Source organism: Leptospira yanagawae serovar Saopaulo str. Sao Paulo = ATCC 700523, from assembly GCF_000332475.2.
Classification (GTDB): Bacteria; Spirochaetota; Leptospiria; order Leptospirales; family Leptospiraceae; genus Leptospira_A; species Leptospira_A yanagawae.
In genome coordinates this window covers 60,539-83,496 of sequence record NZ_AOGX02000047.1, presented here as the reverse complement: position 1 = coordinate 83,496, position 22,958 = coordinate 60,539, and the positions used below count along the sequence as shown (strand labels likewise).

The 22,958-nt window shown below is 36.6% G+C and carries 20 protein-coding genes; 13 read left to right on the top strand and 7 right to left on the bottom strand.

The window, feature by feature from the left end; all coding sequences use genetic code 11:
* Positions 1-48: 48 nt before the first annotated feature.
* The 6 genes from LEP1GSC202_RS18455 to LEP1GSC202_RS18430 are packed head-to-tail and all read left to right on the top strand — an operon-like array spanning position 49 to position 8,738.
* Positions 49-1,626: a methyl-accepting chemotaxis protein gene (locus LEP1GSC202_RS18455; RefSeq protein ID WP_015679325.1), complete on the top strand. Its 1,578-nt coding sequence runs from the start codon at positions 49-51 to the stop codon at positions 1,624-1,626.
* A 9-nt stretch (positions 1,627-1,635) separates the two neighbouring features.
* Positions 1,636-2,937 carry a caspase family protein gene (locus LEP1GSC202_RS18450; RefSeq protein WP_039929546.1) on the top strand — a complete coding sequence of 434 codons (1,302 nt, stop codon included), beginning with the start codon at positions 1,636-1,638 and terminating at the stop codon, positions 2,935-2,937.
* The gene (locus tag LEP1GSC202_RS18445) at positions 2,921-4,435 is read left to right on the top strand and encodes a Kelch repeat-containing protein (protein ID WP_015679405.1); all 1,515 of its coding nucleotides are present in this window, start codon (positions 2,921-2,923) and stop codon (positions 4,433-4,435) included. The genes LEP1GSC202_RS18450 and LEP1GSC202_RS18445 overlap by 17 nt, the downstream gene beginning before the upstream one ends.
* Positions 4,422-6,275 (top strand): Kelch repeat-containing protein, encoded by a 1,854-nt coding sequence (locus LEP1GSC202_RS18440; protein WP_039929541.1) that lies wholly within the window; start codon positions 4,422-4,424, stop codon positions 6,273-6,275. The genes LEP1GSC202_RS18445 and LEP1GSC202_RS18440 overlap by 14 nt, the downstream gene beginning before the upstream one ends.
* On the top strand, positions 6,268-8,016 hold the full coding sequence (locus LEP1GSC202_RS18435) for a Kelch repeat-containing protein (protein ID WP_015679357.1): 1,749 nt from the start codon (positions 6,268-6,270) through the stop codon (positions 8,014-8,016). The genes LEP1GSC202_RS18440 and LEP1GSC202_RS18435 overlap by 8 nt, the downstream gene beginning before the upstream one ends.
* A gap of 2 nt (positions 8,017-8,018) precedes the next feature.
* Positions 8,019-8,738, top strand: coding sequence for a hypothetical protein (locus LEP1GSC202_RS18430; RefSeq protein WP_015679265.1), 720 nt, complete (start codon positions 8,019-8,021; stop codon positions 8,736-8,738).
* 10 nt (positions 8,739-8,748) lie between these two features.
* On the opposite strand, the gene LEP1GSC202_RS18425 is transcribed toward LEP1GSC202_RS18430, so the two are convergent.
* From LEP1GSC202_RS18425 to LEP1GSC202_RS18395, 7 genes are read right to left on the bottom strand one after another with little or no spacing between them, the layout of a single operon-like run.
* On the bottom strand, positions 8,749-9,087 hold the full coding sequence (locus tag LEP1GSC202_RS18425) for a nucleotide pyrophosphohydrolase (protein WP_015679301.1): 339 nt from the start codon (positions 9,085-9,087) through the stop codon (positions 8,749-8,751).
* Complete coding sequence (locus LEP1GSC202_RS18420) at positions 9,074-10,219, bottom strand: hypothetical protein (RefSeq protein ID WP_015679368.1); 1,146 nt, start codon at positions 10,217-10,219, stop codon at positions 9,074-9,076. The genes LEP1GSC202_RS18425 and LEP1GSC202_RS18420 overlap by 14 nt, the downstream gene beginning before the upstream one ends.
* Before the next feature lie 2 nt (positions 10,220-10,221).
* Entirely contained in the window at positions 10,222-11,718 is a 1,497-nt protein-coding gene (locus tag LEP1GSC202_RS18415) for an MBOAT family O-acyltransferase (RefSeq protein WP_015679431.1), read from the bottom strand.
* 10 nt (positions 11,719-11,728) lie between these two features.
* Complete coding sequence (locus LEP1GSC202_RS18410; RefSeq protein ID WP_015679219.1) at positions 11,729-13,015, bottom strand: hypothetical protein; 1,287 nt, start codon at positions 13,013-13,015, stop codon at positions 11,729-11,731.
* 10 nt (positions 13,016-13,025) lie between these two features.
* Positions 13,026-13,613, bottom strand: a complete 588-nt coding sequence (locus tag LEP1GSC202_RS18405; RefSeq protein ID WP_015679255.1) for an LIMLP_18675 family protein — start codon at positions 13,611-13,613, stop codon at positions 13,026-13,028.
* On the bottom strand, positions 13,610-14,704 hold the full coding sequence (locus LEP1GSC202_RS18400; RefSeq protein WP_015679337.1) for a glycosyltransferase family 4 protein: 1,095 nt from the start codon (positions 14,702-14,704) through the stop codon (positions 13,610-13,612). Before LEP1GSC202_RS18400 ends, LEP1GSC202_RS18405 begins: the two co-directional genes overlap by 4 nt.
* Positions 14,682-15,968, bottom strand: coding sequence for a glycosyltransferase family 87 protein (locus tag LEP1GSC202_RS18395; RefSeq protein ID WP_015679224.1), 1,287 nt, complete (start codon positions 15,966-15,968; stop codon positions 14,682-14,684). The genes LEP1GSC202_RS18400 and LEP1GSC202_RS18395 overlap by 23 nt, the downstream gene beginning before the upstream one ends.
* Before the next feature lie 63 nt (positions 15,969-16,031).
* Between LEP1GSC202_RS18395 and queA the strand changes: the two genes are divergently transcribed.
* The 7 genes from queA to LEP1GSC202_RS18360 all read left to right on the top strand — a co-directional run bounded on the left by queA (position 16,032) and on the right by LEP1GSC202_RS18360 (position 22,953).
* The gene (gene queA, locus LEP1GSC202_RS18390; protein ID WP_015679299.1) at positions 16,032-17,072 is read left to right on the top strand and encodes a tRNA preQ1(34) S-adenosylmethionine ribosyltransferase-isomerase QueA; all 1,041 of its coding nucleotides are present in this window, start codon (positions 16,032-16,034) and stop codon (positions 17,070-17,072) included.
* 52 nt (positions 17,073-17,124) lie between these two features.
* Positions 17,125-17,400, top strand: coding sequence for a hypothetical protein (locus LEP1GSC202_RS20315; protein WP_015679327.1), 276 nt, complete (start codon positions 17,125-17,127; stop codon positions 17,398-17,400).
* Positions 17,401-17,543: 143 nt separating this feature from the next.
* Positions 17,544-18,146, top strand: coding sequence for a hypothetical protein (locus tag LEP1GSC202_RS20310; protein WP_244147777.1), 603 nt, complete (start codon positions 17,544-17,546; stop codon positions 18,144-18,146).
* Complete coding sequence (locus LEP1GSC202_RS18375; RefSeq protein ID WP_039929536.1) at positions 18,106-18,633, top strand: FlgO family outer membrane protein; 528 nt, start codon at positions 18,106-18,108, stop codon at positions 18,631-18,633. Before LEP1GSC202_RS20310 ends, LEP1GSC202_RS18375 begins: the two co-directional genes overlap by 41 nt.
* Positions 18,634-18,742: 109 nt before the next feature.
* Positions 18,743-20,998 (top strand): aconitate hydratase, encoded by a 2,256-nt coding sequence (locus tag LEP1GSC202_RS18370; RefSeq protein ID WP_015679396.1) that lies wholly within the window; start codon positions 18,743-18,745, stop codon positions 20,996-20,998.
* Positions 20,999-21,052: 54 nt separating this feature from the next.
* Positions 21,053-22,273, top strand: coding sequence for a hypothetical protein (locus tag LEP1GSC202_RS18365; protein ID WP_015679411.1), 1,221 nt, complete (start codon positions 21,053-21,055; stop codon positions 22,271-22,273).
* Entirely contained in the window at positions 22,273-22,953 is a 681-nt protein-coding gene (locus tag LEP1GSC202_RS18360; RefSeq protein WP_015679329.1) for a class I SAM-dependent methyltransferase, read from the top strand. The genes LEP1GSC202_RS18365 and LEP1GSC202_RS18360 overlap by 1 nt, the downstream gene beginning before the upstream one ends.
* Positions 22,954-22,958: the final 5 nt, after the last annotated feature.

The following is a 22,958-nucleotide window of genomic DNA, read 5'->3' as shown; positions in this document are numbered from 1 at the left end:
AAAAAGAAAATCACTTTCCAATCACTTTGGTATATAGAGGATCAACCTATGCCGAAACCTTCAGAAGAATTGATCAAAAACAAAAAAAATTGGTTAGAACTTGGGCCTGTGTATGTCAACCGGGTGAGGTTTTTGCTCGCAGGTTTTTATATCATTGCGACTTTGGGATCGTTCAAAACGTCCACGACCCTGCAAACTACGAGTTATCTCGTTGGGATCACTTGTATGTTTTTGTACGGAGGTTTGCAGGCTTACCTATTCAAAAAAGGTCGTCTGAATGTATTTTTTCCCAAACTGTTAATTCTTTTGGATATCACAGTTCTATTCGCCGTAACTGCTTCTGGGTTAATGGGAGGGAGTACTGTTGCTGCAGATTTGATCAAATCACCCACACTTTATGTATTATATTATTTTTATGTAGTGTACTCTGCATTTTTATTTTCGAAACGAACTTTGCTCATGAGCACTTTTTATTCCGCTTTTTGTTTGGTGGTGTTATTGGTGATTGCATATGGCCAAGGTGTGTCCTTTCGAGAAGCGGAAGGTATCCAAAGTGAAAAAGGAACGGTAGGGATTTCAAATGAAGTATTTAAAATATTATTTCTGATTTGTTTTGGTTACCTTACATCGGCAGTTTTGAATTTGCTAAATGAAATTAAAAATGAATCAGAAGAAAAACATAAACAAGCGGAAGAAGAAAGGTCCAACGCTGATAGTCTTAATCGAGATTTAAAACGAATTGGATCGGAACTATTTGTAACTTTAAAAAATATTCGTGAGTTAACAATTGATTTTAATGGACAAATTGAATCCCAAGACAAATCCATTGGTGAGCTAACAGAATTTGTTTCATCATTTTCAGGAAGTATCCAAACTTCTGTGGAAAATATTGGGAAACAACACAATCAAATTACTCATTTAAATCATAAATCAGATTCACTAAAACTCAATATAGTTGAGATAGGAAAAGCAGTAGAAGAGTTAAACTCAAATATGAGTGATTTCCAAGAAAGAAGTACAGTTCTTTCTCAAACGGTAAAAAATTTAGAAGAAAGATTGCGTTCCATCAATCTTTCACAAAAAGAAGTGAGTGAAGTGAATGATATAATGGCAGAGATTGCAGACAGAACAAATTTATTAGCACTGAACGCGTCTATTGAGGCAGCAAGAGCTGGTGAACATGGAAGAGGATTTGCCGTAGTGGCGCAGGAAGTTGCAAAACTTGCAGAAAACTCCAATGAAAATGCTACAAAAATCAAGAAGATTATCAATAATTCAAATCGATTTATACAAGAAGGGACAGAACTTGCTTCGGTTGCCCTGAACCAAACCGATACATTGCAAAATAAATATGCGGTGTTAAGTGATGTGATGGACTCGGCCACAAAGAAAATTAATACACAAAAAGATTTGAATAACGAAGTTTTAGAATCAATCGAAATGATTGATTCCATTTCAAAGGTTCTCGACCAAGAATCAAAAATATTAGACCAAGACAAGGAACAAATGATTTCTGTAGTGAATCAGATGGAAGAAATCAATCGTCACGTTGTATTAAATGCTAGGAAAATTGGAGATAATACTGTAAGTTTGGAAAACCAAGCACAGGAATTAGCGATCAATTAAACCATTTCAATGAAATTTAAAATCCTAATATTCTTTCTTCTAATACAACCACTATTTTTGTTTGCTGAAACAGTAAGTAAACGTTTTGGGTTTGTTGTGGGAGTGAGCGAATACAAAGATTTAAGTTTAGCAAATTTAAAAACAGCAAAAAATGATGCACTAGGAATGACCAAAATTTTGTTTAGTTACGGTTCTTATAATCGTATCCAAACGTTATTACAAGAAGGTTCTACCAAATCTACCCCAACGAAAAACAACATCATCTCACAATTTGAATCATTGTTAGAAGAAACAAAACCGGATGATCTTGTTGTATTTTATTTTTCTGGTCATGGTGTTGTGGACTATAATGATAAGGTATATTTACTTCCAGAAGATGCCAATCCACAAAATCCATTCGAAACTGGAATTGCAGTAGAACAATTGTTAGAAATGACGAGGCGTTTCCAACTGAAACGAGTAGTTTTTTTTATCGATGCTTGTCGTAATCCTGAAGATAGTAAAGGTGATGTAGGACGTAAGTATTTAGAGACTGTGCAATTCAAAGACAGTGAAATCGTATCTGTATTCTATTCAACGAAAGTTGGATATTCAAGTTTTGAAGATCCAAAATCAGGTTATGGAATTTTTACAAAATATTTGATTTATGGATTAGAAGGGCGTGCGGACTCTAATTATAATGGAGAAGTAACATATTCTGAATTATCCAACTATGTAATCCAAGCCATGAAGGAGTGGTCAAAAGAAAATCAAAAGATTCAAAAACCATATACAAAGGAATACGCAGAAAAATCTGAAGATACAATTTTAACTTATGCGGTGAACCCTGACACATCACTGGCAGATGCTCCAATGTTTAATCCATACAACCCGACATATGCTTTCCGTTCGTTTTTGTATCCAGGTTGGGGGCAGTATGCCAGAGGTCAGGAAGAAAAGGGAAAAGTTTATATGTCAATTTTTACTTTGGGTTTATTGTACGCTGGTTACCAGTTCAATCAATATCGTTCTGACAAAGAAGCATATGAATCCGCGATTGGGATTCCTCCTAATGCCCGAGTATCCGAGACAATTGTATTCAATTATCTATTAATAGAACCTTATCGACAACGGATGGAATCGTCTCGTACGAGTTTGTCTCAGGCATTAACGGTTTTGGTATTCCTTTGGTCAGCAAATGTGTTTGATTTTTATTTGTTAGGACCAAATCCTAAGGAAAAAACAGGTGTGTTTTTGGATTTGGACATGGAAAACCAAGGGTATATGGGAATCAATCGAATTGGAAAGGTTGGTTATGCACTTAGGTTTTAAGATCCTTTTACTTTTAGTATTACTACATTGCAGAGTGAATGCTCCAAAAGACAATATTTATGATCCAAAGTCTTTATTGGGTGGTACTGCATCTGTTATATTCGGAATCTTGAATGGTGTCTATGTCAAAATCACTACAAGATATTTAGAAAGTGATTATCCTACCTTTGTTAAAACTGAATATTTGGATTTAAATTTAAGTGAACCAGTTTCCAGCTTTTTTTCAAAGTCAGATTTCCAAATCTCAAATCCGTATCAAAATGATTTAATATTACGTGATGTATACCCACTTTCTGAAAAAAAATTAAGAGTTTTATTTTCAGTATCATCTCGTTCTGAATGGCGTGAACCTGTTACCATAACCATCACTCGTCCCAAAGATTTAAAAGAGTATGAATTTTTAGGCAAACAACTTACATTTCGATTCCCTTATCCTAGATACTTCGGCTCAATTTCGGAAGCAAAAGGTTATATCACTACTGCCAAATTATCGGATGGAAAGATTCTTTTGGTCGGAGGTGTGAATCCAAGTGGTAATACAGTTCCAACAGTAGAGATTTGGAATCCTGAAACAGGATCAACAGAGTTATTGCCACCATTAAATCAAAGTTTAATGGGGTTGTCAGTATGTAGATTCAATAATGGTAAGGTAGTAGTGTCTGGTGGCAAATCAAAAGTTGGAAAACCAACAATAAATTCTGATATATCCGATCGAATTTTTCTTATCGACCCATTGCAGAAAACTGTCGATGAATTGCCGATCGTTATGCAAAAACCTCGTCATGGTCATGTTATGGTATGTTTGAATACTGGCGATTTATTGGTTTCGGGTGGTCAATTCAAAGTTGGAGATGATCCAAGTGCCATTGCAAACGATCATGAATACATTTCATTGAGCCAATTTACATCCACAATCATAGGAGGTTCTTCTGATTTTTCGATAGGGATTCATTTCCATACGGCAGAGTATGATGAAATTAATTCGAGGGTTTTATATTTTGGAGGAAGAGATAGACAAGACCAATACGCATTGTTCTCAAGCAGAGTGTTTAGCATCGACACAAATACTTTCTCAATGCAAATGTTGACGGGTGTTTTCCCAACAGGTAGGGCAAATGTAACATATGTAAAGATGCCCAATTCCGATTACGTACTGTTTGGTGGGACTATCAGAGAAGCCACAGGCACAAAAGCAATTGAATCATGGAATGAGAAAAATGCAACCACAACATCATTGGGTTTTACGAGTCGTTTTAAAAACGGAAGTGGCATTGCTCAATTTTCTAATGAACAAGTGTTTTATACAGGTGGCGTGGATACGTATTACAAATCAGGAATTTTAGAATTGTATGATCATTTTGAACGGAAAAATTTTATCGTTGATACAATGATGTTGCCGAGGTCAGATCATTCTGCAATCCAAACCACTAAGGGAATCGCGATTTTTGGAGATTCTGCGAATCTCGATACAAGGGTAGAGTTGTATGGGAAAGATTAAAGAATTGCTCTTTTTGGTTTTCCTATGCTCTTGTGAGATACCAACTGGATCAAATCATTTTGACCCTAATTCACCTGTGAACTTAGGCCTACTTATGTTAGGCGCCGATCGAGTTGTTCGAATGGAATTTTCTTCCAATAAAGTCCAACCGGGAGGAACTTTATTCATTTCTACAAACCATGATTTCACAACAACGACCAATGGGTTACAACTTCCAATCAAAAATACAAACATCAATCCTATCAAACAAGTCATAGCAAGAAGTAAGTTTTTATATGAAGTGAGAATGAATCCTACAGTTACAAATGGTAAATTCACTTTGAATCTGAAGGATTATTATTTAAATGAATCACTTTTAGTGAATCCTGAAACGTTTGAATTTGAAATAGATGCAAATCCACCTCTTTTGCAATTAAAAACAGGGAATGGAATTGATATTTCAGAATTACAAACAGGATTTTTGGACATTGAGGCCAATGAAGAAATCGTTTGGGAAGGGAATTTATCTCAAATTTCCTTATCTGGGAATGCAAAGAATAGTTTAGTAGTTTCTGATGTGATTGTAACGGATAGGAATATAAGGTTGTTATTTGCTGGAAATCCAAATGCAAATGGCGGTATCCTAACGATTAGTTTAGATGGAGTCAAAGATAAAGCATCAAATACAGAAGGGACAGTAATGGTCCCTGTGCAAGTTTTCGCATTTAAAAGCGGGCCAAATATGAATTTATCCAGAAGGTCCTGTGGGGCCGTAGAATTGGATGATGGTCGTAAAATTGTGTTAGGAGGTAGGGTAAAAAGTGGGGTTCTAGTAAATGGAAATGGGACTTTGAGTAGTATGGAATATTATAATTCTGTTACAAAGGAGTTCACGTTTGGCCCCGACATGGATTATCGAAGGCAAGAGTTTGCAATTGTAAAATTATTGGATGGTCGAGTGCTCGTATCTGGGGGTTTTGGTGCATTGGTTGGACCAGGAACCAATGTTGGCTTAGCATCAATAGAAGTATTCGATCCAAATACAAACACTTGGACAGAAGGTCCCTCTCTCCATTCTCCAAGACAATTCCATAAAATGACAGTCCTTCCTGATGGGAATGTTCTTGTAGTAGGTGGTATCAATCCATTTGGACCTTTTCAAACGGTATCAGAAGTAGAGCTCATCCATGTAACTCCGGATCCGATGGCAATGACTGTAGAAAGCGTAGGCCACCTTTCCGAATCAAGGTCAAAACATGCTCAGGTATTAGCAGCAAATGCGGGTAAGGTGGTGATTTCAGGCGGTGAGAGATCTGATGTAACTGGCGTTGGGGTTAACGATCATTTCATACGCTCAGTAGATTCAATTGAAATTTATGATACCAACACAAAAACGATTACGACTTCCAATGCAAAAATCACACGAAGGTTCAATCACTTCGCACACAATCTTTCAACAGGTGAAGTATTAATTTTAGGTGGAATCAGTTCTAGGTTTAACGATGGGCAACCAATTTTAAGGGCACAAATCTATAATCCGATCTCAGATACAATTCGTGACCATAAAAATTTACTGTTTGGAAGAGAGTGGGGATCTTCTTTTGTTTTCCCTTACGGTAAAGATCAGATTATGATTGCAGGAGGATTGGAATACCGAACCATCAATGGGAATACGTTTGATTCCATTTTGGATACGGAATCTTGGTCAGAATCAAGCCAACGTTTTTATCTAACTGGTAGATCATTGAATGCCCGTTGGGAAGGTTGTGATTTGCCTTTTACTTCCACTGGAGGTGGAATGATTTTGGGTGGGCGAATTGGTGCCATCGTTGCCAATACGGAGGAGTATAGTTTTGAATAAACTGATCCTTCTTTTTTTCTCATCGTTTATTGGATGTATGGTCCAAGCAGAATTTAAAAATGTTTTTGATCCAAAAACGATGACGAGTATACTTTTAAGTTCTTCATTTTCTAATGATAGTTTTTCATGTTCAGAACGCTCTAATACAAAAGCATTTGGAAACATTGATCAAATTTTACTCAAGTGTAATCGGGAACTGGCGAAAGTTGATACAGAATTTTTAACATCAATCAATGAGACAACATTCAATAATATCACATTTACGCAATTGGGGAATGACCAGTTATTAGTCCAATTTGACACTTTATTATCTGATGGTAAGTATGATTTACAATTACAGAGTGTTGTTTCGGGGTTTGGTGAAACGTTAGAAAAAGATACGATCCCAATCATCATAGATACACAATTACCAATTGTCAGTCTTTCCAATTATTTACCAATTACGGATTATACATTTTTTTCAGAGAGGTATTGGGATTTCACAAGTTCAGAACCACTCTCTCAATTTTCTCCTCCGACACTGAGTGGAACATTAGCATCCTATATTGTGATTCGTTCCATCCAACGCATTAACGACTCTAGTTTTCGCGTTTATTTCGAAACCAATTTTATCTCCAATGGACCAGGAACTCTTATCTTTTCATTCCAAGAATCAAAAGATAAAGCCCAGAATTCTGTAACGAATTCTACAACAGTTAGATTGATTGGTTTAGTGAAAGGTCCAGAACTTCATCAGGGTCGGGCTGAATTTGAAGCATTCCAAAATCAAAATGGAGATGTCATCGCAATTTATGGATACAATTCATCTGCTGAAATATTAAGAAAGGGAGCAACAAGTTTTATTTTAACCAATCCGAGTTTGCCTAGCATTGGTAAAGGTGAGAGAGGAGTGATGTTGGATGGGAAAAAACTTCTTATCACAGGAGGATTCCCTCCTTATACCTATTTATCTTTGAGTGATAGTTATATTTTTGATACCGAAACAACTTCATTTTTACCGACAGGAAACATGAATCAAATTCGTGGAGAGCATAATATCGTTAAGTTATCAGATGGTAAGGTATTAGTGCTTGGTGGGATAAGTCAAGTTTTTCCTGGATCACATTTTATCACTCTCAATTCTGCCGAAATATATGATCCAAGTACGGAAACATTTACTGAATTGCCAAATCGAATGCAAAGCCCAAGGTCATTTTTTTGTTCTGTTTTGCTAAACGATGGCCGCGTATTTGTGGTAGGTGGAACCAATGGAATATATGCTCCTATGGATACAACAGAATTTTTTAATCCATCAACGGAAACATTTTCTGTAGGACCTAACTTACCGATTGCGGTGGGAGCTTTAAAATGTTTAAAATTAAGTGACGGAAACGTGTTGATATATGGTGCTCAGTTATCCAACTTAAGTAATGCTACCATGTTATTTGATGTGACTAAAAATCGTATTATAACAATTGCAAATTCAGTTTACCGAAGAGAGTGGAGTATTGCACAGGAATTACCAGATGGTGGGATTCTTTTTTACGGTGGTGCTTACCGATACAATACAAGTGAACCAAGTCGAACTATCGAAAAATTAGATTATGGTAAAAGTAATAGTTTTTATGATATGGGAATGGCTAGAAATAGTATCTCGAAACATAGTGGAGTGAAATTTTCTGATGGAACTTTGTTTTTCCTAGGTGGTGAATTGGGAGGTATGTTCCACCATGGTACTGACTTTTATGGTCTAACAGAATAAACATGCCGCACGATAAGGGTAGAATTTATGGTTCTTTTAAAAAAATTTGTATCCCGGAATCAGAATTACGATCAGAAGCTGAAATTTTAAAAGCAGATTTGCTGAGAATTCAAAGTGGTTATTATGAAAAAACCATTTCTGAATGTGATGTAGCATTTCATATCATTTTGTTATACCTTGAAAGGAGAGTGAAAAAACATCCCTTTTTAAGGATGGGCAAAAAACTTCCAAATCGAGAGTATGTGAATGATTTTTTAGAAGTAGTCCGATTTTACGGAATGCCAGATACCGTGCGTTATGCACTGTGGAAGTGGCATCTAAATGAGTGGGATATCCGACTCATTGATTATAATCCGACATCACTTGAGATGTTGCAAACTCAAAGCCAAGGAATTCGTTTTGCGACAATTTGTTGGGAGGAAGCTATTTCGGGAAAGTTGGTGGAAGGGAAGCGTGATGCATTTGAACATTTGTTACATGATTTGGCGCATGCTTATATGTTTTTTAGGGAAGATTATGACTTTTTAGGCCAAAAGAAGTTTTTTAAATCAATGTTAGTTGATTTTCAACATTACCAAATGTATTTAGAAAACGATCCGATCTTTAAGGAAAAATTCGAATATTGTATTTCGGATATGAACTCACACCCTGCACATTTACAAGCATATTGGAATGCAATTCGTAAGGAAGCAGGTATCCCAATTTTAGAGTTAAACGTTTAAATCAGAAGAATTACAGTTTTGGATTGTTTTTGTGCCGAGTTAGGTCTCGATTTGTATTTTTTTGAATGGTTGCAACGATGGCATCTTCCAGAGAAATTCCCATTTGGTTTGCAAGGCACGTTAATACGAAAAGGATATCTCCTATTTCATTGGGAATATTATCTGCCGTTTCGCCTTTTTTAAAGGACTGATCACCGTACTTCCTCGACATCAGCCTCGAGAGTTCACCAACTTCTTCCATCAGGATCGCTAAATTTGTTAATTCGGAAAAGTAACGGACACCTATTGTTTTGATCCATTGGTCTACCTCTGATTGTAAGTCATTGAGTGTAAGATTATTGTTTCCCAAGTTTTTTCTCCAATTCCTTTGCTAACACATTGGAAAATTGAATCATACCTTTTTCATTTAAATGGATTAAATCAAAACAGTATTCACCATTTTTTTGCCCAAGTGAGTCTTGTAAGTCAATTGCATCTAGTTTTTGGTGAGTATTTAGGGAATTAGTTAATCCATCATACCAAACTTTCATTCGGTTTTCATCATTGGTTTTTCTGATTACATCTGAATAAGGAGCAAATATATTATAAATATGAATTTTTCTTTTGCCAATAAAATCATACATTTTTGTTAGGCGGCGAAAATATCTATTTGTGCTTTCCGTTGAACCAGTATCTTTTGGAACCACCGCAGCTACATTACATGTTTCAAATAACATTCGTCTATGATCTTGGTTTGACCCTTTGGGAATTGTGATCGGTAAGTGTAGTGCCAAACGGTTTAGACAATCATCAATACTCGTAAGATTGTATTCATCTATTGATTCTGGATGATCGTTTTCATAGTCCCAAGGGTTTAAGTTTGGATTTTTATTGTTTCTTGCTATGGATTTAATTCTTTCATTAAAATTGATCACTAGATCAGACATATCTTTTCTGTAGGCAATCGATTTGAATAGAAGGAAAAGATAATTTGAGATATCAAGATCATATTCAAACTCATGTAAAGTTGGGATTGCTTTAAAATTTCCCAATTCGGATAACATGGCAAGTGTTGGTTCTACCGCATTTTTTCTGTCAACCCAAGGCATTCCCGGTTCCATCACATGAAGGATGATTTTAACATCAGGAAATTCATCTAAATATTCTTCTAGAATTCGATGTTGTACGATAAGTTCGGAACCTCTAATTGCAATGGATTGTGTTTTCCAACCGAGCGGTGCTAATTTTTCGTTTAAGATACGAACGCTGATGCCTTCAAATGCAACGGATGTTCCAACAATTAAAATATTGGGATTTAATTCGTTTTTATGACTGGTCACATGTTCCGTGACGCGATTGATATTGGAAGCATATGAATTCTTTTTGAGATAAGACTTGTATGCCCCGAGTTGAAGGATGGTTTCAAATACGAATAAAAAGAAAACCACTGTAATGATTTTTTTGTCTTTAAAGAATAATAAAGTTTCTTTGGCTAAATTCATGGTTAAAATTGAAAGTATAGAAAATTCTGACTTTCTGTGACTCCAAATAAAAGTAATAACAAAATGTTCACAATGACAAAGATGGAATATTTAAGCCAATTGCCTGTGAGTAGAGTAGGGATTTGTCTTTTTGAAAAAATATAACTAGCAGAGAAACAAATCACAAGTAAGATTCCGTACCGGTAATTCGACCATTGGGTTAGGGGAACATTTGCCTCATTGATAAAAACAAGGGCTTTCATCATAGGAATTGCTTTTTCCATGGTTTCCGCACGGAACATGATGAATCCAAATGCCAAACAAAACATCGTAAAGATCCGTGAGAATATATCATATGTTTTACCTCCCTTTGAATTCAGGAATTTCGAAACAGCTGTATCACCATAAAACTTATGGGTGAGTAACATCACTCCTTGCCATACCCCCCAACCAACATAATGATAAGCAGCACCATGCCAGAGACCTGCAAACAACCAAGTGATCATAATATTCCGGATATAAAGTAAAACGCTTACTCTTGATCCACCTAATGGAATATAAATGTAGTCTCGAATCCAGGTCGAAAACGAGATGTGCCATCTCGACCAATGGTCGGCAATGTTTTTGCATGACATAGGGAAATTGAAGTTAGCATTGAATTGGAAACCAAATAATCGAGCTACACCAATCGCAATATCAGTATAACCAGCGAAATCAAAATAAATTTGCCAACCGAATGCCAAAGCACCTGTCCAAATTTCGATAGAGTTTAAATTTTGATAATTAGCAAATGTAAAGTCTACTACCTTGCCAAGGTTATCTGCAAAAACAATTTTTCGAGTAAATCCAATTAAAATCAAAGCGAAGGCAGCTTCAATGTGTTCTTTGTGAACACTCAATCGGTAGTCAAGATCTCGAAAAAATGTTTCTGCTCTTACAATTGGTCCGGCAACCAATTGTGGAAAAAAAGCTACATATAAGGCAAAATCGAGAAATGATTTTCGAGCTTCAATTTTACGATTGTAAACATCGATTGTGTAACTCATTGATTGGAAGGTATAAAAAGAAATTCCAACTGGTAAAATGATGTTTTGTTTTGCAAATTGAAATGAACCAAACAAATGGATATCGTTTATAAGCCCAAGTAAAAAGTCTGTGTACTTAAAGAAACCTAAGGTACCAATGTTCACAACAAGTGATAATACAAGTAACCATCCTCGTAATGAATCACCATCTGCTTTTCTTTCTATGGCACGTGCTGCAAAATAATCTATGAATGTGGAAAAGATCAAAATCAATACATAGGGATTTATTTTGAAATCACAGTACAATCGATCCGTATAAAATTTGAAACCTGAATCAGCCATCTCCGAACAAGAGATTGAAGATGGTTGCCATGCCATGTAAAAATAATAACTCGCTAACAGAAAAAACAAACGTTGCCATCTGTTTTGTAGAACATTGCCAATGATGATGGTGATAAAAAAGAATACTAAAAATTCAAAGGAATTAAATAACATATGGTTTGTCCTATCTGTAAATTGATTCTTCTGCTAATTTCTCAACGGGTCCTTGGATTCCTTCTGTATAACCAAATTTTGGTCCAATAGATCTTGGAAGAGTTGAGAATGTAAAATTGGTAAGAAAATAAAATAAAAACAAAAAGGTATAAGTAGAATGCAAAATTGCATTCGAGAACCGAGGAAGTGATTCCGATCGGAAAGAACTGAGTATATAGGAATTTAATATCCATAACCCGATTGTTGTTCCAACCCAAAATTCAAAAAAATAACCTTCCCACCAGGTATAAAATGCAATAGAAGGCAATAACCAAAATAGTAAAACGAGAATTTCTTGTTTGTATTTAGCCCACATTGTACGGTAATTCAAAAATCCTATAGACAAACTAAAAATCCAGAACAAAAGATTTAAATTATAGGGTAGGTGCTTTGGGTTTTGGAAATCAAAAAGGTTCACCCTAAATTTTGGAATCACATTTTGGAAAACAAGGAAAGCATCACCGATCCCACGATAAAAGTACAATACATAGTTTTTGTCTTCTCCAAGGCTTGTCCCCCATCGATTGATTGCGGCATACAAAAACATCCAAAACGAAAAATGTTTTTCGTCAACAGGACCTAATCCTCTTTTGAGGATCACAAACCCCACAAACAAATAGGAGAAAATTGTCGCAAGTCCTAAACAAGTTAAGTATATGAATATAATTCTCATTTTGATTCCAAAACTTCTGTTTGGTGAAAGCAAAATGGCCATTGGCACCATTCCAAAATGAATTACATTGGATTGGTGAAAATATATGGTGAACAATTGGATGATCCATAAAATGCTTAAGTGTTTTGGTGATAATCCTCTCTTCAAAAAATAAATGGTCAGTAAAAATAAGAGAGCCATTAAACAAGAGTGGATGAGTGGAGTGTCGTTATGAAGGCTATAAAACCAAAAGGCTTGGCTTACTTGGATTACTAATGCAAGGGCAACAGCCAAAACAAAGTCATTATACAATCGGTAGTAGATCCAAATAAATATCCCTAAAAAGAATAATGAAAAACTAAGGATCCGTAATCGGAGAAAAAACATAATGTCTGTTGTCGGATAAATGGATCGAAGCATTTTCCAATACAATAGTCCTGATGATTCAAATCCCAAATGGTGTGGGTTAAAAAATGCAGATTCCACTCGATCCTTTTGGATGTTTAAGGCGTAAACACAGGAATCCCAGTCAAAGGCACGAGAAAGATACCTTAAGTGGAATAGGAATAAACCTAATAGTAGAAGTATAACAAATATTTTCTTCAAAAAAACCTAGTTAACGTTTTAAGATTTGATTTACGATCATTTTGTTTTTTCGAAAGGGGAAGAAAAAAGGAGTACTAAATATAACCTTTTCCTGTTTTTTCCAAATCAGTCGATTCCAACCTAAATAATCGTTCAGTCCACCATGTTCATATGTCAAAACAAGTCCATCCTCATTAAGATTGAATTTACTCAATTCTTTCCCAAGTCCGAAATTTCGAATTTGCCATAGTTCACCTTTTACAAAAACAGTTCGTTTATTCCAATGGTTTAAGAGTTTGCTGATATCAATTAACAAAGATATAGAAATATAAAAGTAAACAAAAACGGAAAGGTAGTGATAGTATCTCACCTCGTCAAGGAAGGGGATCTTTAAAACTTTTGTGATCTCGAGAACCCCTACAAACCAATAAAAAAAATGTCCTAGGTAATGGATGTAAGGAAAGCTAAAATAGAAGAAAGAAAAAGCACCTATCACAAGTAAGATGGATGGTATTGGATTTGAAAAAAGTTCATCGTATAGAGATGTTCCAAAATATGCAGTTTCTCTTTTGGATTTTGATTCTTTCCATTTAGAGATTAGGTTCTTTAAATGTTTCATTGGAAAAGTACTCCTTCAATTTTTTTAGATGTTTCTTCCCAAGTCCATAGTTTTGCTGGAAACTTTGGGTTTCGACTTTTTTGTGGCCCAGACATTTTATGAAATGATTCCGTCCACAGTTCAATGTCTTTTGGTGGTACATATAAATCACATTTGTCTGAAAGAATTTCTTTAAATACAGGAATATCGGATGCTACACAACGTTTTCCTTCTAACATTGCTTCGAGTAATGGTAATCCAAAACCTTCATGCAAAGAAGGGAAAAAAAATACCTTACATGATTGAAACGCCAATGTGAGTGTATTTTCGTTTGGGTTTTCGATGAACTGAACTCCCAAAGATTTGATTTTTGGATCATTTAATTTCTCATATAAAATGGAGCCTTCTTCACCCCAGCCTTTACGCCCCATAATGATAAGTGAGTGTTTATCTTTTGGTTTTTCTTTTTTGAAATTCAGAAACGCATCTACCAAACGATTGATATTTTTTCGTGGTTCCAGTGTTCCTACTGTGAGAAAAAAATCTTTTGGAAACTTTATTTGGTTTTTGGATGGATACGTTTTGGTTTTTGATACTCCAGGATAAACCACCAAACACTTGTTTTTAAATTTTGGTCGAAATTGGATAATTTCTTCCATGGTATTTTTCGACAAACAGAAGATTTTATCTGCATTTTTTAAAGTAATTGGCGATAGGAGTTTGTGTTGCCAGTAGTTCCATTTTGCCATGGTATCAGGAGCAGAGATAAAATTTAAGTCATGGTAGTTTACATAACTTGGAATTGGAAGTTTGAAAATAGGTAACATTTGGATTGTGGCCCAAAATACTTCGATACCATTTTGTTTTAGTCGTTTTGGTAGAATAAAATTTAAGTAAATTGGACCAGGTATTGGTTTTGTTTCAATTACCAGTCGCACATTAGTGGACAATAACTCATTAAATACTGGGTGGATTTCTTTGTTACTAAAAAAATAGAATTCCTTGTCTTTATGTTTTGGCAATAAGACCTTTAAGACTTCAGCTAGGTAACGAGAGTTCCCCGTGATGCCGTAAGCAAGTGGCCTTACATCAATTCCGATTTTTGTTTTCATAAAGGCCAAACCTAACAATATAAAAATACAGTAAACTTGTGGTATAAAATAAAATCGAATACATGGACAATAAGGATTCTAGTTTTTGCCCTACAAAAGTTCTGTGGCTGAGAAGTGGTAAACTTAAAATCAAAATGAGTACATATTTGGAATTTAGATTACGAACTAAAACATTATTTAGAATGTAATAAGTTGGAACAAGGCAGATGATAAAACTATGAATCCAACTGATCCCACTGAACAAAGCTGAAATTAAAAACAATAAGGCCACGATGGTCCATTTTTGATTTTTGTACCTCCAAAGCATTAAGAGAGGGAGGCCAAAAAGAAAAATACAAATCATTTGAATGCTCTTTAACGTAAAGATGGATAATTCAAAAAATGGTAAATGGTAAATCGGTTGGTTGATGAAGTCAGCACCAGAAACAAAATATTTAGCCAAGGTAGAAGGTAAGGACTGGTTATTTTTCCAGGAACGTAATAATGGATTATTTAATGCATTACCCAAAATTTCTGTTATCCATTCATAGGACATTTTTACCGTATAATCAAAGTTATAAGCAAGTGGGATTGCGTTCCAGATCATAAGTCCCAAAAAAAACCAGAAGATTCTTTTGAATTTTTTTTCGTAAAGGAACACAAAAAGAAAAACTAGTGGTGTGATTTTGATACTAACGGCAAGAGCAAGTAAAAAACCGCTGAGTGAATCGTGTTTCACTAATAGAGAAGCCAAAACAAGCAAAATGAGGAAAATTCCAACTTGGTTGTTCTGTATATGGCTTTCAATGTAGCGAAAATTGAATAATAACATTAACAAGAGAATTGATAAAGGGAACTTCGATTTTTCTAAATTGAGTTCTTTGTTTTGGAAAAGCAGGATAAAAATCGATACTAACGAAATCCAACTGATGACTTCAAAAACCAATGCCGCATTTGATTCTGATAAATAGGTAATGGGGATCAAAAGAAAAGAGAAAAGGGGAGGATAAATGTAAGTTGCTGTTTCATTTTGAAGGGCAAGGAGAAGGGATAAGTTCTCTGGGCGAAACAAATCTTCCGTTGTTTTGATTTTGGTTTGTAGTTCTTCGGCTACATCGAAACGATATAAGTTCTCACCTGTGGACCATCGTTCACTAGCATGGTAATAATCCAAAAAGTCAGATTTTTGGTCCGCCCTTTGGATGGAATTTACCAATAAAAATAAAAAAAGAACACCGAGAATCCATTTCCCTTGTCTTTCTATGGTTTCAAAAAATTTCCACATAGTTCTCCTACCATTCCCAATATTTCTGGTTAATTGACAAGGTTTTCCTAAGGTGATTCCAACATGGATTTTTTAAACGAATTTGATTTTCATTTGCCCGAAGAACAAATTGCTCGTTTCCCCGCAAAAAATCGAGATGAATCTCGGTTGTTATTAGTAGACAAAACCGCTGAGAGATTTTGGGAAACTCCCTTTTTCCGTGACATCCGAGAGTGGGTGAAACCAGGGGATGTATTTGTTTATAATGAAACAAAAGTTTCTTATCGTAGGGTTTATTTGCAAGTTACATCGGGTCGCATCCATGAGTCGATTTTTTTAGAAGCAGAGGATGATGGATCACGTATCTGGACTTGTATTTTGAAAAATAGAGCCAAACTTAAATTAGGTGAAGTATTGACACCCGTTGGATTCCCATCTTTCTCTTTTCGTTATGAAGGAAAAAAGGAAGAACTCTCCACTTTAGTTTCAGAAAATACAGTGACTGATTCCGACTTTGAAATTTTTGGAACAATCCCAATTCCCCCATACCTCAAACGAAATGTGACAGAAGAAGACAAACTGCGTTACCAAACCATTTTTGCCAAAAAATCTGGTTCTGTTGCAGCTCCCACTGCAGGTCTACATTTCACGGAATCCTTACGTAAGGAATTACAGAATCACGGTGCTGAGTTTTTGCCAGTAGAACTCCAAGTTGGGTATGGGACATTTCGTCCTCTAACCGCCGAACAATGGCAAACTAAAACCCTTCACAAGGAAAGGTATGAAATTACGGAAGTCACCGCAAGTCGATTGAACGATGCAAAAAAAGCAGGGCGACGAGTGATTGCGATTGGCACCACTTCCTTACGGGTCTTGGAAACTGTATTTGATTCTCAACAACAGAAATATAAGGTAGGCGTGGGTCAAACTGACATATTTTTGTCGCCAGGTGACAAAATAGAATCCGTACAAGGACTCATCACAAACTTCCACTTACCGAAATCGAGTTTGCTTTTGTTAGTCAGTGCGTTTGCAAATAGTCGACTTGTGATGAATGCTTACCGTTATGCATTGCAGAACAAGTTTCGTTTTTATTCCTATGGAGATTCAATGTTCTTATTTTAAAAATAGGTTTACATCCCTTTTGGATTCGGAAATATGTTTCTACAGTTTCTTTATGCATTCCCCACAAACGTCTCTTTTGGTTTCACTTTTTTCTGGATTGGGTCTTCTTGGGGTTGTTGTTTTGGCACCCGTAAAGGAAAACCAAGTCAAAAAATTGGAAAATACCGCAAAGCCGGTGTTTGCTGATAAAGAAACTTCCAACCGAAACGATTATTGGAATGGAAACCAAGTCCAAACTAGAAGTTCCGAATTTGCAACCGATAACAACGATAAGTTGATTTCACTTGTCTTAAATGGCAACCGATTAGAAACCCAAAAAAAAACTTAAAACGATTTTTTAATTCATATCCTTCTACAAGATTTGATTTTGATTCTTCGCCAGCCACGTTTTCCTTTTTGGATGCGAAACAAAGTGGGGAACCAGCCTTATCCCAAACATTACTTTCCACTGCTAACCACCCGTCCACGACAATGATTTTTAGACAGATGGAATCCAATAAACGTACGTTATATGATCCAAAACAACTCTACGAATACCAAGGAACCTTTTCTGCGACTTCGTTTTTGAAGGTACAAACTTCTGTTTATAATGTAAAATCAGAGAATCCAGTATCATCTTATGGAGCCGAAGGTGGGAAGTTTTCTTTTTTTTTCGGCAGTGACAAAATCCAACTCAATGTGAAATACAATTATGTAAACCAGAGGCCAAGTGCTTCCAATGGCCAGATTGGATTTGTGCCAACACAAGACATAGCATCCCTTGGATTTATCGTTTATTTAGGTTCATCTAAGAATTATTCATTGTACTTAGGGAATCAAATATTTAACGTATTTAATGACCCTTTGCTACGGGTACGGGACCAAAACGGTAGGTCTCCCGAAACTTTTTCGGCATCCTTTCGTGGGAAACATCCAGGGAATCAAAAAACTACTTTTTTTCTCAATTTCCAGAACCAATTTTATAAAGACGGTGTACTGTATGGAGTCCCTGGTGGATATATGGTAGGGAATACATTTAATGGAAAATCGTTTTATGAATATGTTACTTCGCTTGGGATGGAACTTGCTTTTTAGAGTCTTTACCTTATTATTGATAGGAATCTTTAGCGCTTGTTACTTGGGCGAGGAAAGGGAATCCAAACCTAAAAAACCACCGACACCTCCATTAGAACAATTAGCCGTTTCCTTGTCGGAAAGGGGATTGTATTTCCATCCTGAGCGTTTGGTAGTTCTCACATTCCTAGACAATGAGGGTAAAAAAAGTCCCTATGGTGAAATCCTTGCCGAAAAACTCACGACCGAACTTGTCAAAAAAGATCGTTACCTTGTACTCGATCGATTGGCCAATCAAAAGGTATTAAAAGAAGCGGGACTTAGTTTGGATTCACCAACAGACACTGCCACCTTGCGGAAAATAGGTGAGGTTTTGAAATTAGATGTCATCATTACAGGAATTGTAACACCTTACCAAGATGGTGTTTTTGTCAATACACGACTCATCGAAATCAAAACAGGTCTTATCTTAAAAGCCGATGAAGTTTATGTCCGCATTGACGGATAATCCCTTTCTGCTTCGCCAAAAGAACCAAATTTAATGATTTTAGCTTTTGTAGTTTAATTTTCGATTGATTCCCTTTTTTCCTACGGTCTGATAGGTATAAGAGGTTCAGATGGCATTTGATATAGAAATGATTGCGGCTCGTTATTCCAAAATGGAAGCGGCCATCGCACAAGCCAGGAAGATTGTGGGTCGACCCCTCACTCTCACAGAAAAGATTTTATACAACCACCTTTGGGACGGAAATCCATCCAAAAGTTTTGGACGTGGTGCTGATTATGTTGACTTTGCACCAGACCGAGTGGCGATGCAAGATGCAACGGCACAAATGGCACTTTTGCAATTCATGCAAGCAGGCCGAAAAAAAGTGGCAGTACCTTCCACAGTTCACTGTGACCACTTGATCACAGCAAAAGAAGAATCAGGAAAAGACCTTGGCATTGCGGTCACTGAAAACAAAGAAGTTTATGATTTTTTATCTTCCGTTTCCAATAAATATGGAATTGGGTTCTGGAAACCAGGTGCTGGTATCATCCACCAAGTGGTTTTAGAAAACTATGCATTCCCGGGTGGGATGATGATTGGAACCGACTCCCATACAGTGAATGCTGGTGGACTTGGGATGGTTGCCATCGGCGTCGGTGGAGCTGATGCTTGTGATGTGATGGCGGGTCTCCCTTGGGAACTCAAATGGCCAAAAGCCATCGGTGTCAAACTCACAGGTAAACTCAATGGTTGGACATCAGCAAAAGATGTGATTTTAAAGGTAGCAGGGATTCTCACTGTGAAAGGTGGAACGGGAGCCATTGTAGAATACTTTGGACCAGGGGCTGAGGCACTTTCTTGTACTGGAAAAGGTACAATTTGTAACATGGGTGCCGAAATCGGAGCTACCACTTCTACATTTGGATATGATGCTTCTATGGAGCGTTACTTAAGATCCACTAACAGAAGTGATGTGGCAGACCTTGCCAACAAATACAAAGCTCATTTAACGGCAGACCCAGAAGTTTATGCGGACCCAGCAAAATACTTTGACCAAGTGATCGAAATTGATCTCGACACTCTGGAACCATACGTAAATGGACCGTTCACACCAGACCTTGCCACTCCGATTTCAAAAATGAAAGAGGAAGCTGCAAAAAATGGTTGGCCTCTCAAAGTAGAAGTGGGTCTCATTGGATCTTGTACGAACTCTTCTTACGAAGACATCTCTCGTGCCGCATCACTTGCCAAACAAGTTGCTTCCAAAGGGCTTAAAACCAAAGCAGAATTTACCATCACACCAGGATCGGAACTCGTTCGATACACAATCCAAAGAGATGGATTCATTGATACCTTCAACCAAATTGGAGCAAAAGTATTTTCGAATGCTTGTGGTCCTTGTATTGGGATGTGGTCACGCGTAGGTGCAGAGAAAAAGGAAAAAAACACTATTGTTCACTCCTTCAATCGTAACTTCCAAGCGCGCCAAGATGGTAACCCAAACACGTATGCCTTTGTTGCATCTCCTGAGATCACAACAGCGCTTGCCATTGCAGGTGATTTAGGATTCAATCCTCTCACTGACACTCTCACCAACGAAAAAGGGGAACAGGTAAAACTTGACCCACCTACTGGAGAAGAACTTCCCATGAAAGGATTTGCAGTTGAAGATGCTGGGTATGTTGCTCCTGCAGCAGACGGATCTGGTGTCCAAGTGATTGTGGATCCAAGTTCGACAAGGCTCCAACTTTTAGCACCATTCAAACCTTGGGAAGGAACAGACCTCAAAGGGTTAAAACTTCTCATCAAAGCCAAAGGAAAATGTACAACCGACCATATTTCAATGGCAGGTCCTTGGTTAAAATTTCGTGGCCATTTGGACAATATCTCCAATAACCTTCTCATTGGTGCGACCAACTTTTTCAATGGCAAAACCAATGAAGTGAAAAACCAAATCACTGGGAATTATGAACCTGTTCCACAAACCCAAAGAGCTTACAAAGCACAAGGCATTGGGTCCATTGTGGTAGGTGATGAAAACTATGGAGAAGGTTCTTCAAGAGAACATGCAGCCATGGAACCAAGGCATTTGGGAGTGAGAGCTGTCCTTGTAAAATCATTTGCTCGGATCCACGAGACAAACTTGAAAAAACAAGGGATGCTTGCATTGACCTTTGCAAACAAAGATGATTACGATAAAATCCAAGAAGACGATTCAATCGACATCAATGGTTTAACAAGTTTCCAAGAAGGTAAGGCACTCACACTCGTTCTCAATCACAAAGATGGGAAAAAAGACGAGATCCAAGTGAACCATACTTACAATGCGCAACAAATCGAATGGTTCAAAGCAGGTGCTGCCTTGAACTTGATGAAAGCGTAACTAAAAATTCGATGAAACACTTGCCAGAGTTTTTCTGGCAAGTCACTCCTTTTCATGCCAACTTCTAAACCAAAAAGAAATTCATCTTCAAAACCAAAATCTACGATAAAAAAAACGAATTCTAATCAAACGAAAACCTCAGTTGAAAAAACTTCCTATGAAGAAGAATTGGTTTGGTCAGGAGAATCTTCCAACCAAACCAAAGCTCAAAAAGAATTCAACGATGCTTTGCGTAAACACAAAGAAACGTTGGATCGATCCAAAGAGATTGAGCCATTATTCCAATTGGTGAATGAAACGTATCTTAATGTAGTTTTACCCGAATTGAACAAACAAAAACAATTAGAACGGGAACGATTTGAACTCATGTGTTCCATATTACTAGAAGAAAAACTATCCTTTGGTAAAATGCAAAGAGAGTTTTTGCGAAGGTATTTATTGGATATTTGTAACGACAATTTGACAGAAGATCCTGAATTTTATAATCCATTTCGTGATCAGTTAGAAACCAAGTTTGAGAAAATGGAAAGAATTCGGTATAAAAATCAAATGGAATCTCGCATCAAACAAACATTTGGTGTGGATATAGATTTGGATGATTTCAATCGCACACAATTTGATTCGGAGGAAGAGAGAGAGTCTCACGAAGAAAAATACAGAGATTTTCGTGAAAAGTATGAAGAATACCGGGCTGAGTACTTTAGAAAGTCCCAATCGGGATCCAAAGACAAACGAAAATCAAAAGCCCAAATGGAAAAAGAAAAAAAACAACTAGAAGCAGAGCGGTTGTTGGGTACTGATATCAATACATTATTCAAAAATTTAGCGAAACTCATCCACCCTGACAAAGAACAAGATCCAATCTTACGAGAGAAAAAAGCAAAACTGATGACAAAACTTTCAGGAGCCAGAGACAACTTAAACATTGCCGAAATTTTAGAAATTAAATTGCAAGTGGATGAACTTATCCCCAACCAACAAACGAATGTTTCTTTCCATGATAGTTCGATCAAACGGTTTGTTGGGATCATCAAATCCAAAATTAGGGAATTAGAAGATTCCATTCGACAAAGATTTTTTTCTCACCCGCTGATGGCAGATTTCCCTTCGAGTAAAATCACAAAAGAGTCTTTGGATGTGTATTTAAAACGAGTGAAGTTAGACAACCAAATGGTCACAAAAGCCTACCAAAAGGAAGTAGACGAGTTAACTAAGGATCCAAAGTACATCAAAGAAATGATTCGGGAACTCCAAAGTTTAGGAGTTCAATTCTAATGAAACGATTTTTGAAACCCAAACCTGTTGGGATTGGGAAAAATGGCAAAGAGTTTGGATCGGAATACTGGTCAGAGATTTATGGGAATGGGCTTGATGTTGATGGATCCTATAATGCCAAACAACATGCAGAATACTTAAAGTCTCTTTTCCAACTGATGGAAATTCCAGTTTATAAAATTGCAGACTTTGGGTTTGGTAAGGGGATTTTACTTCGTGAAATGGTGAAAGCCTTTTCTCCCGTCAAAGTATTTGCAGTGGATGCATCCAAAGAAGCATATGAGGAATTGAAAAAAAAGGATTGGGTCAAACGATCCGATAAGTTTCACATTTATCATGAATCGCTGGAATCACTGGTTTTACCAAAATTGGAAAAAGAACCTGTGGAACTTGGTATTTGTAATTCGGTTATCCAATATTTGCCTGAAAACCAAATCCCTACCGTATTAGAAAAGATGGCAAAGTATTGTAATTACTTATACTTTACTGTTCCAACAAATGAAGATTATGCGGTTATGAAACAGGAAATGTCTTTTGTTGATCCATATGCATTTTCTAGAACCAAAAAAAAGTATAGGAAGTGGATAACAAGAGACTTCGAAATCGTAGGTTATAATCTTTTGCAAAGCAAATGGCTTGGAAATAAAGGGTTTAAGGAAGATTTTTTTCGAATCGATTGAAATAT

Bases quoted from the DNA above. Each gene is read 5' to 3' on its own strand.
- LEP1GSC202_RS18455 (WP_015679325.1), top strand. From the start codon at position 49: ATGCCGAAACCTTCAGAAGAATTGATCAAAAACAAAAAAAATTGGTTA.
- LEP1GSC202_RS18450 (WP_039929546.1), top strand. From the start codon at position 1,636: ATGAAATTTAAAATCCTAATATTCTTTCTTCTAATACAACCACTATTT.
- LEP1GSC202_RS18445 (WP_015679405.1), top strand. From the start codon at position 2,921: ATGCACTTAGGTTTTAAGATCCTTTTACTTTTAGTATTACTACATTGC.
- LEP1GSC202_RS18440 (WP_039929541.1), top strand. From the start codon at position 4,422: ATGGGAAAGATTAAAGAATTGCTCTTTTTGGTTTTCCTATGCTCTTGT.
- LEP1GSC202_RS18430 (WP_015679265.1), top strand. From the start codon at position 8,019: ATGCCGCACGATAAGGGTAGAATTTATGGTTCTTTTAAAAAAATTTGT.
- LEP1GSC202_RS18420 (WP_015679368.1), bottom strand. From the start codon at position 10,219: ATGAATTTAGCCAAAGAAACTTTATTATTCTTTAAAGACAAAAAAATC.
- LEP1GSC202_RS18415 (WP_015679431.1), bottom strand. From the start codon at position 11,718: ATGTTATTTAATTCCTTTGAATTTTTAGTATTCTTTTTTATCACCATC.
- LEP1GSC202_RS18405 (WP_015679255.1), bottom strand. From the start codon at position 13,613: ATGAAACATTTAAAGAACCTAATCTCTAAATGGAAAGAATCAAAATCC.
- LEP1GSC202_RS18400 (WP_015679337.1), bottom strand. From the start codon at position 14,704: ATGAAAACAAAAATCGGAATTGATGTAAGGCCACTTGCTTACGGCATC.
- LEP1GSC202_RS18395 (WP_015679224.1), bottom strand. From the start codon at position 15,968: ATGTGGAAATTTTTTGAAACCATAGAAAGACAAGGGAAATGGATTCTC.
- queA (WP_015679299.1), top strand. From the start codon at position 16,032: ATGGATTTTTTAAACGAATTTGATTTTCATTTGCCCGAAGAACAAATT.
- LEP1GSC202_RS20315 (WP_015679327.1), top strand. From the start codon at position 17,125: ATGCATTCCCCACAAACGTCTCTTTTGGTTTCACTTTTTTCTGGATTG.
- LEP1GSC202_RS20310 (WP_244147777.1), top strand. From the start codon at position 17,544: ATGATTTTTAGACAGATGGAATCCAATAAACGTACGTTATATGATCCA.
- LEP1GSC202_RS18375 (WP_039929536.1), top strand. From the start codon at position 18,106: ATGAATATGTTACTTCGCTTGGGATGGAACTTGCTTTTTAGAGTCTTT.
- LEP1GSC202_RS18370 (WP_015679396.1), top strand. From the start codon at position 18,743: ATGGCATTTGATATAGAAATGATTGCGGCTCGTTATTCCAAAATGGAA.
- LEP1GSC202_RS18365 (WP_015679411.1), top strand. From the start codon at position 21,053: ATGCCAACTTCTAAACCAAAAAGAAATTCATCTTCAAAACCAAAATCT.
- LEP1GSC202_RS18360 (WP_015679329.1), top strand. From the start codon at position 22,273: ATGAAACGATTTTTGAAACCCAAACCTGTTGGGATTGGGAAAAATGGC.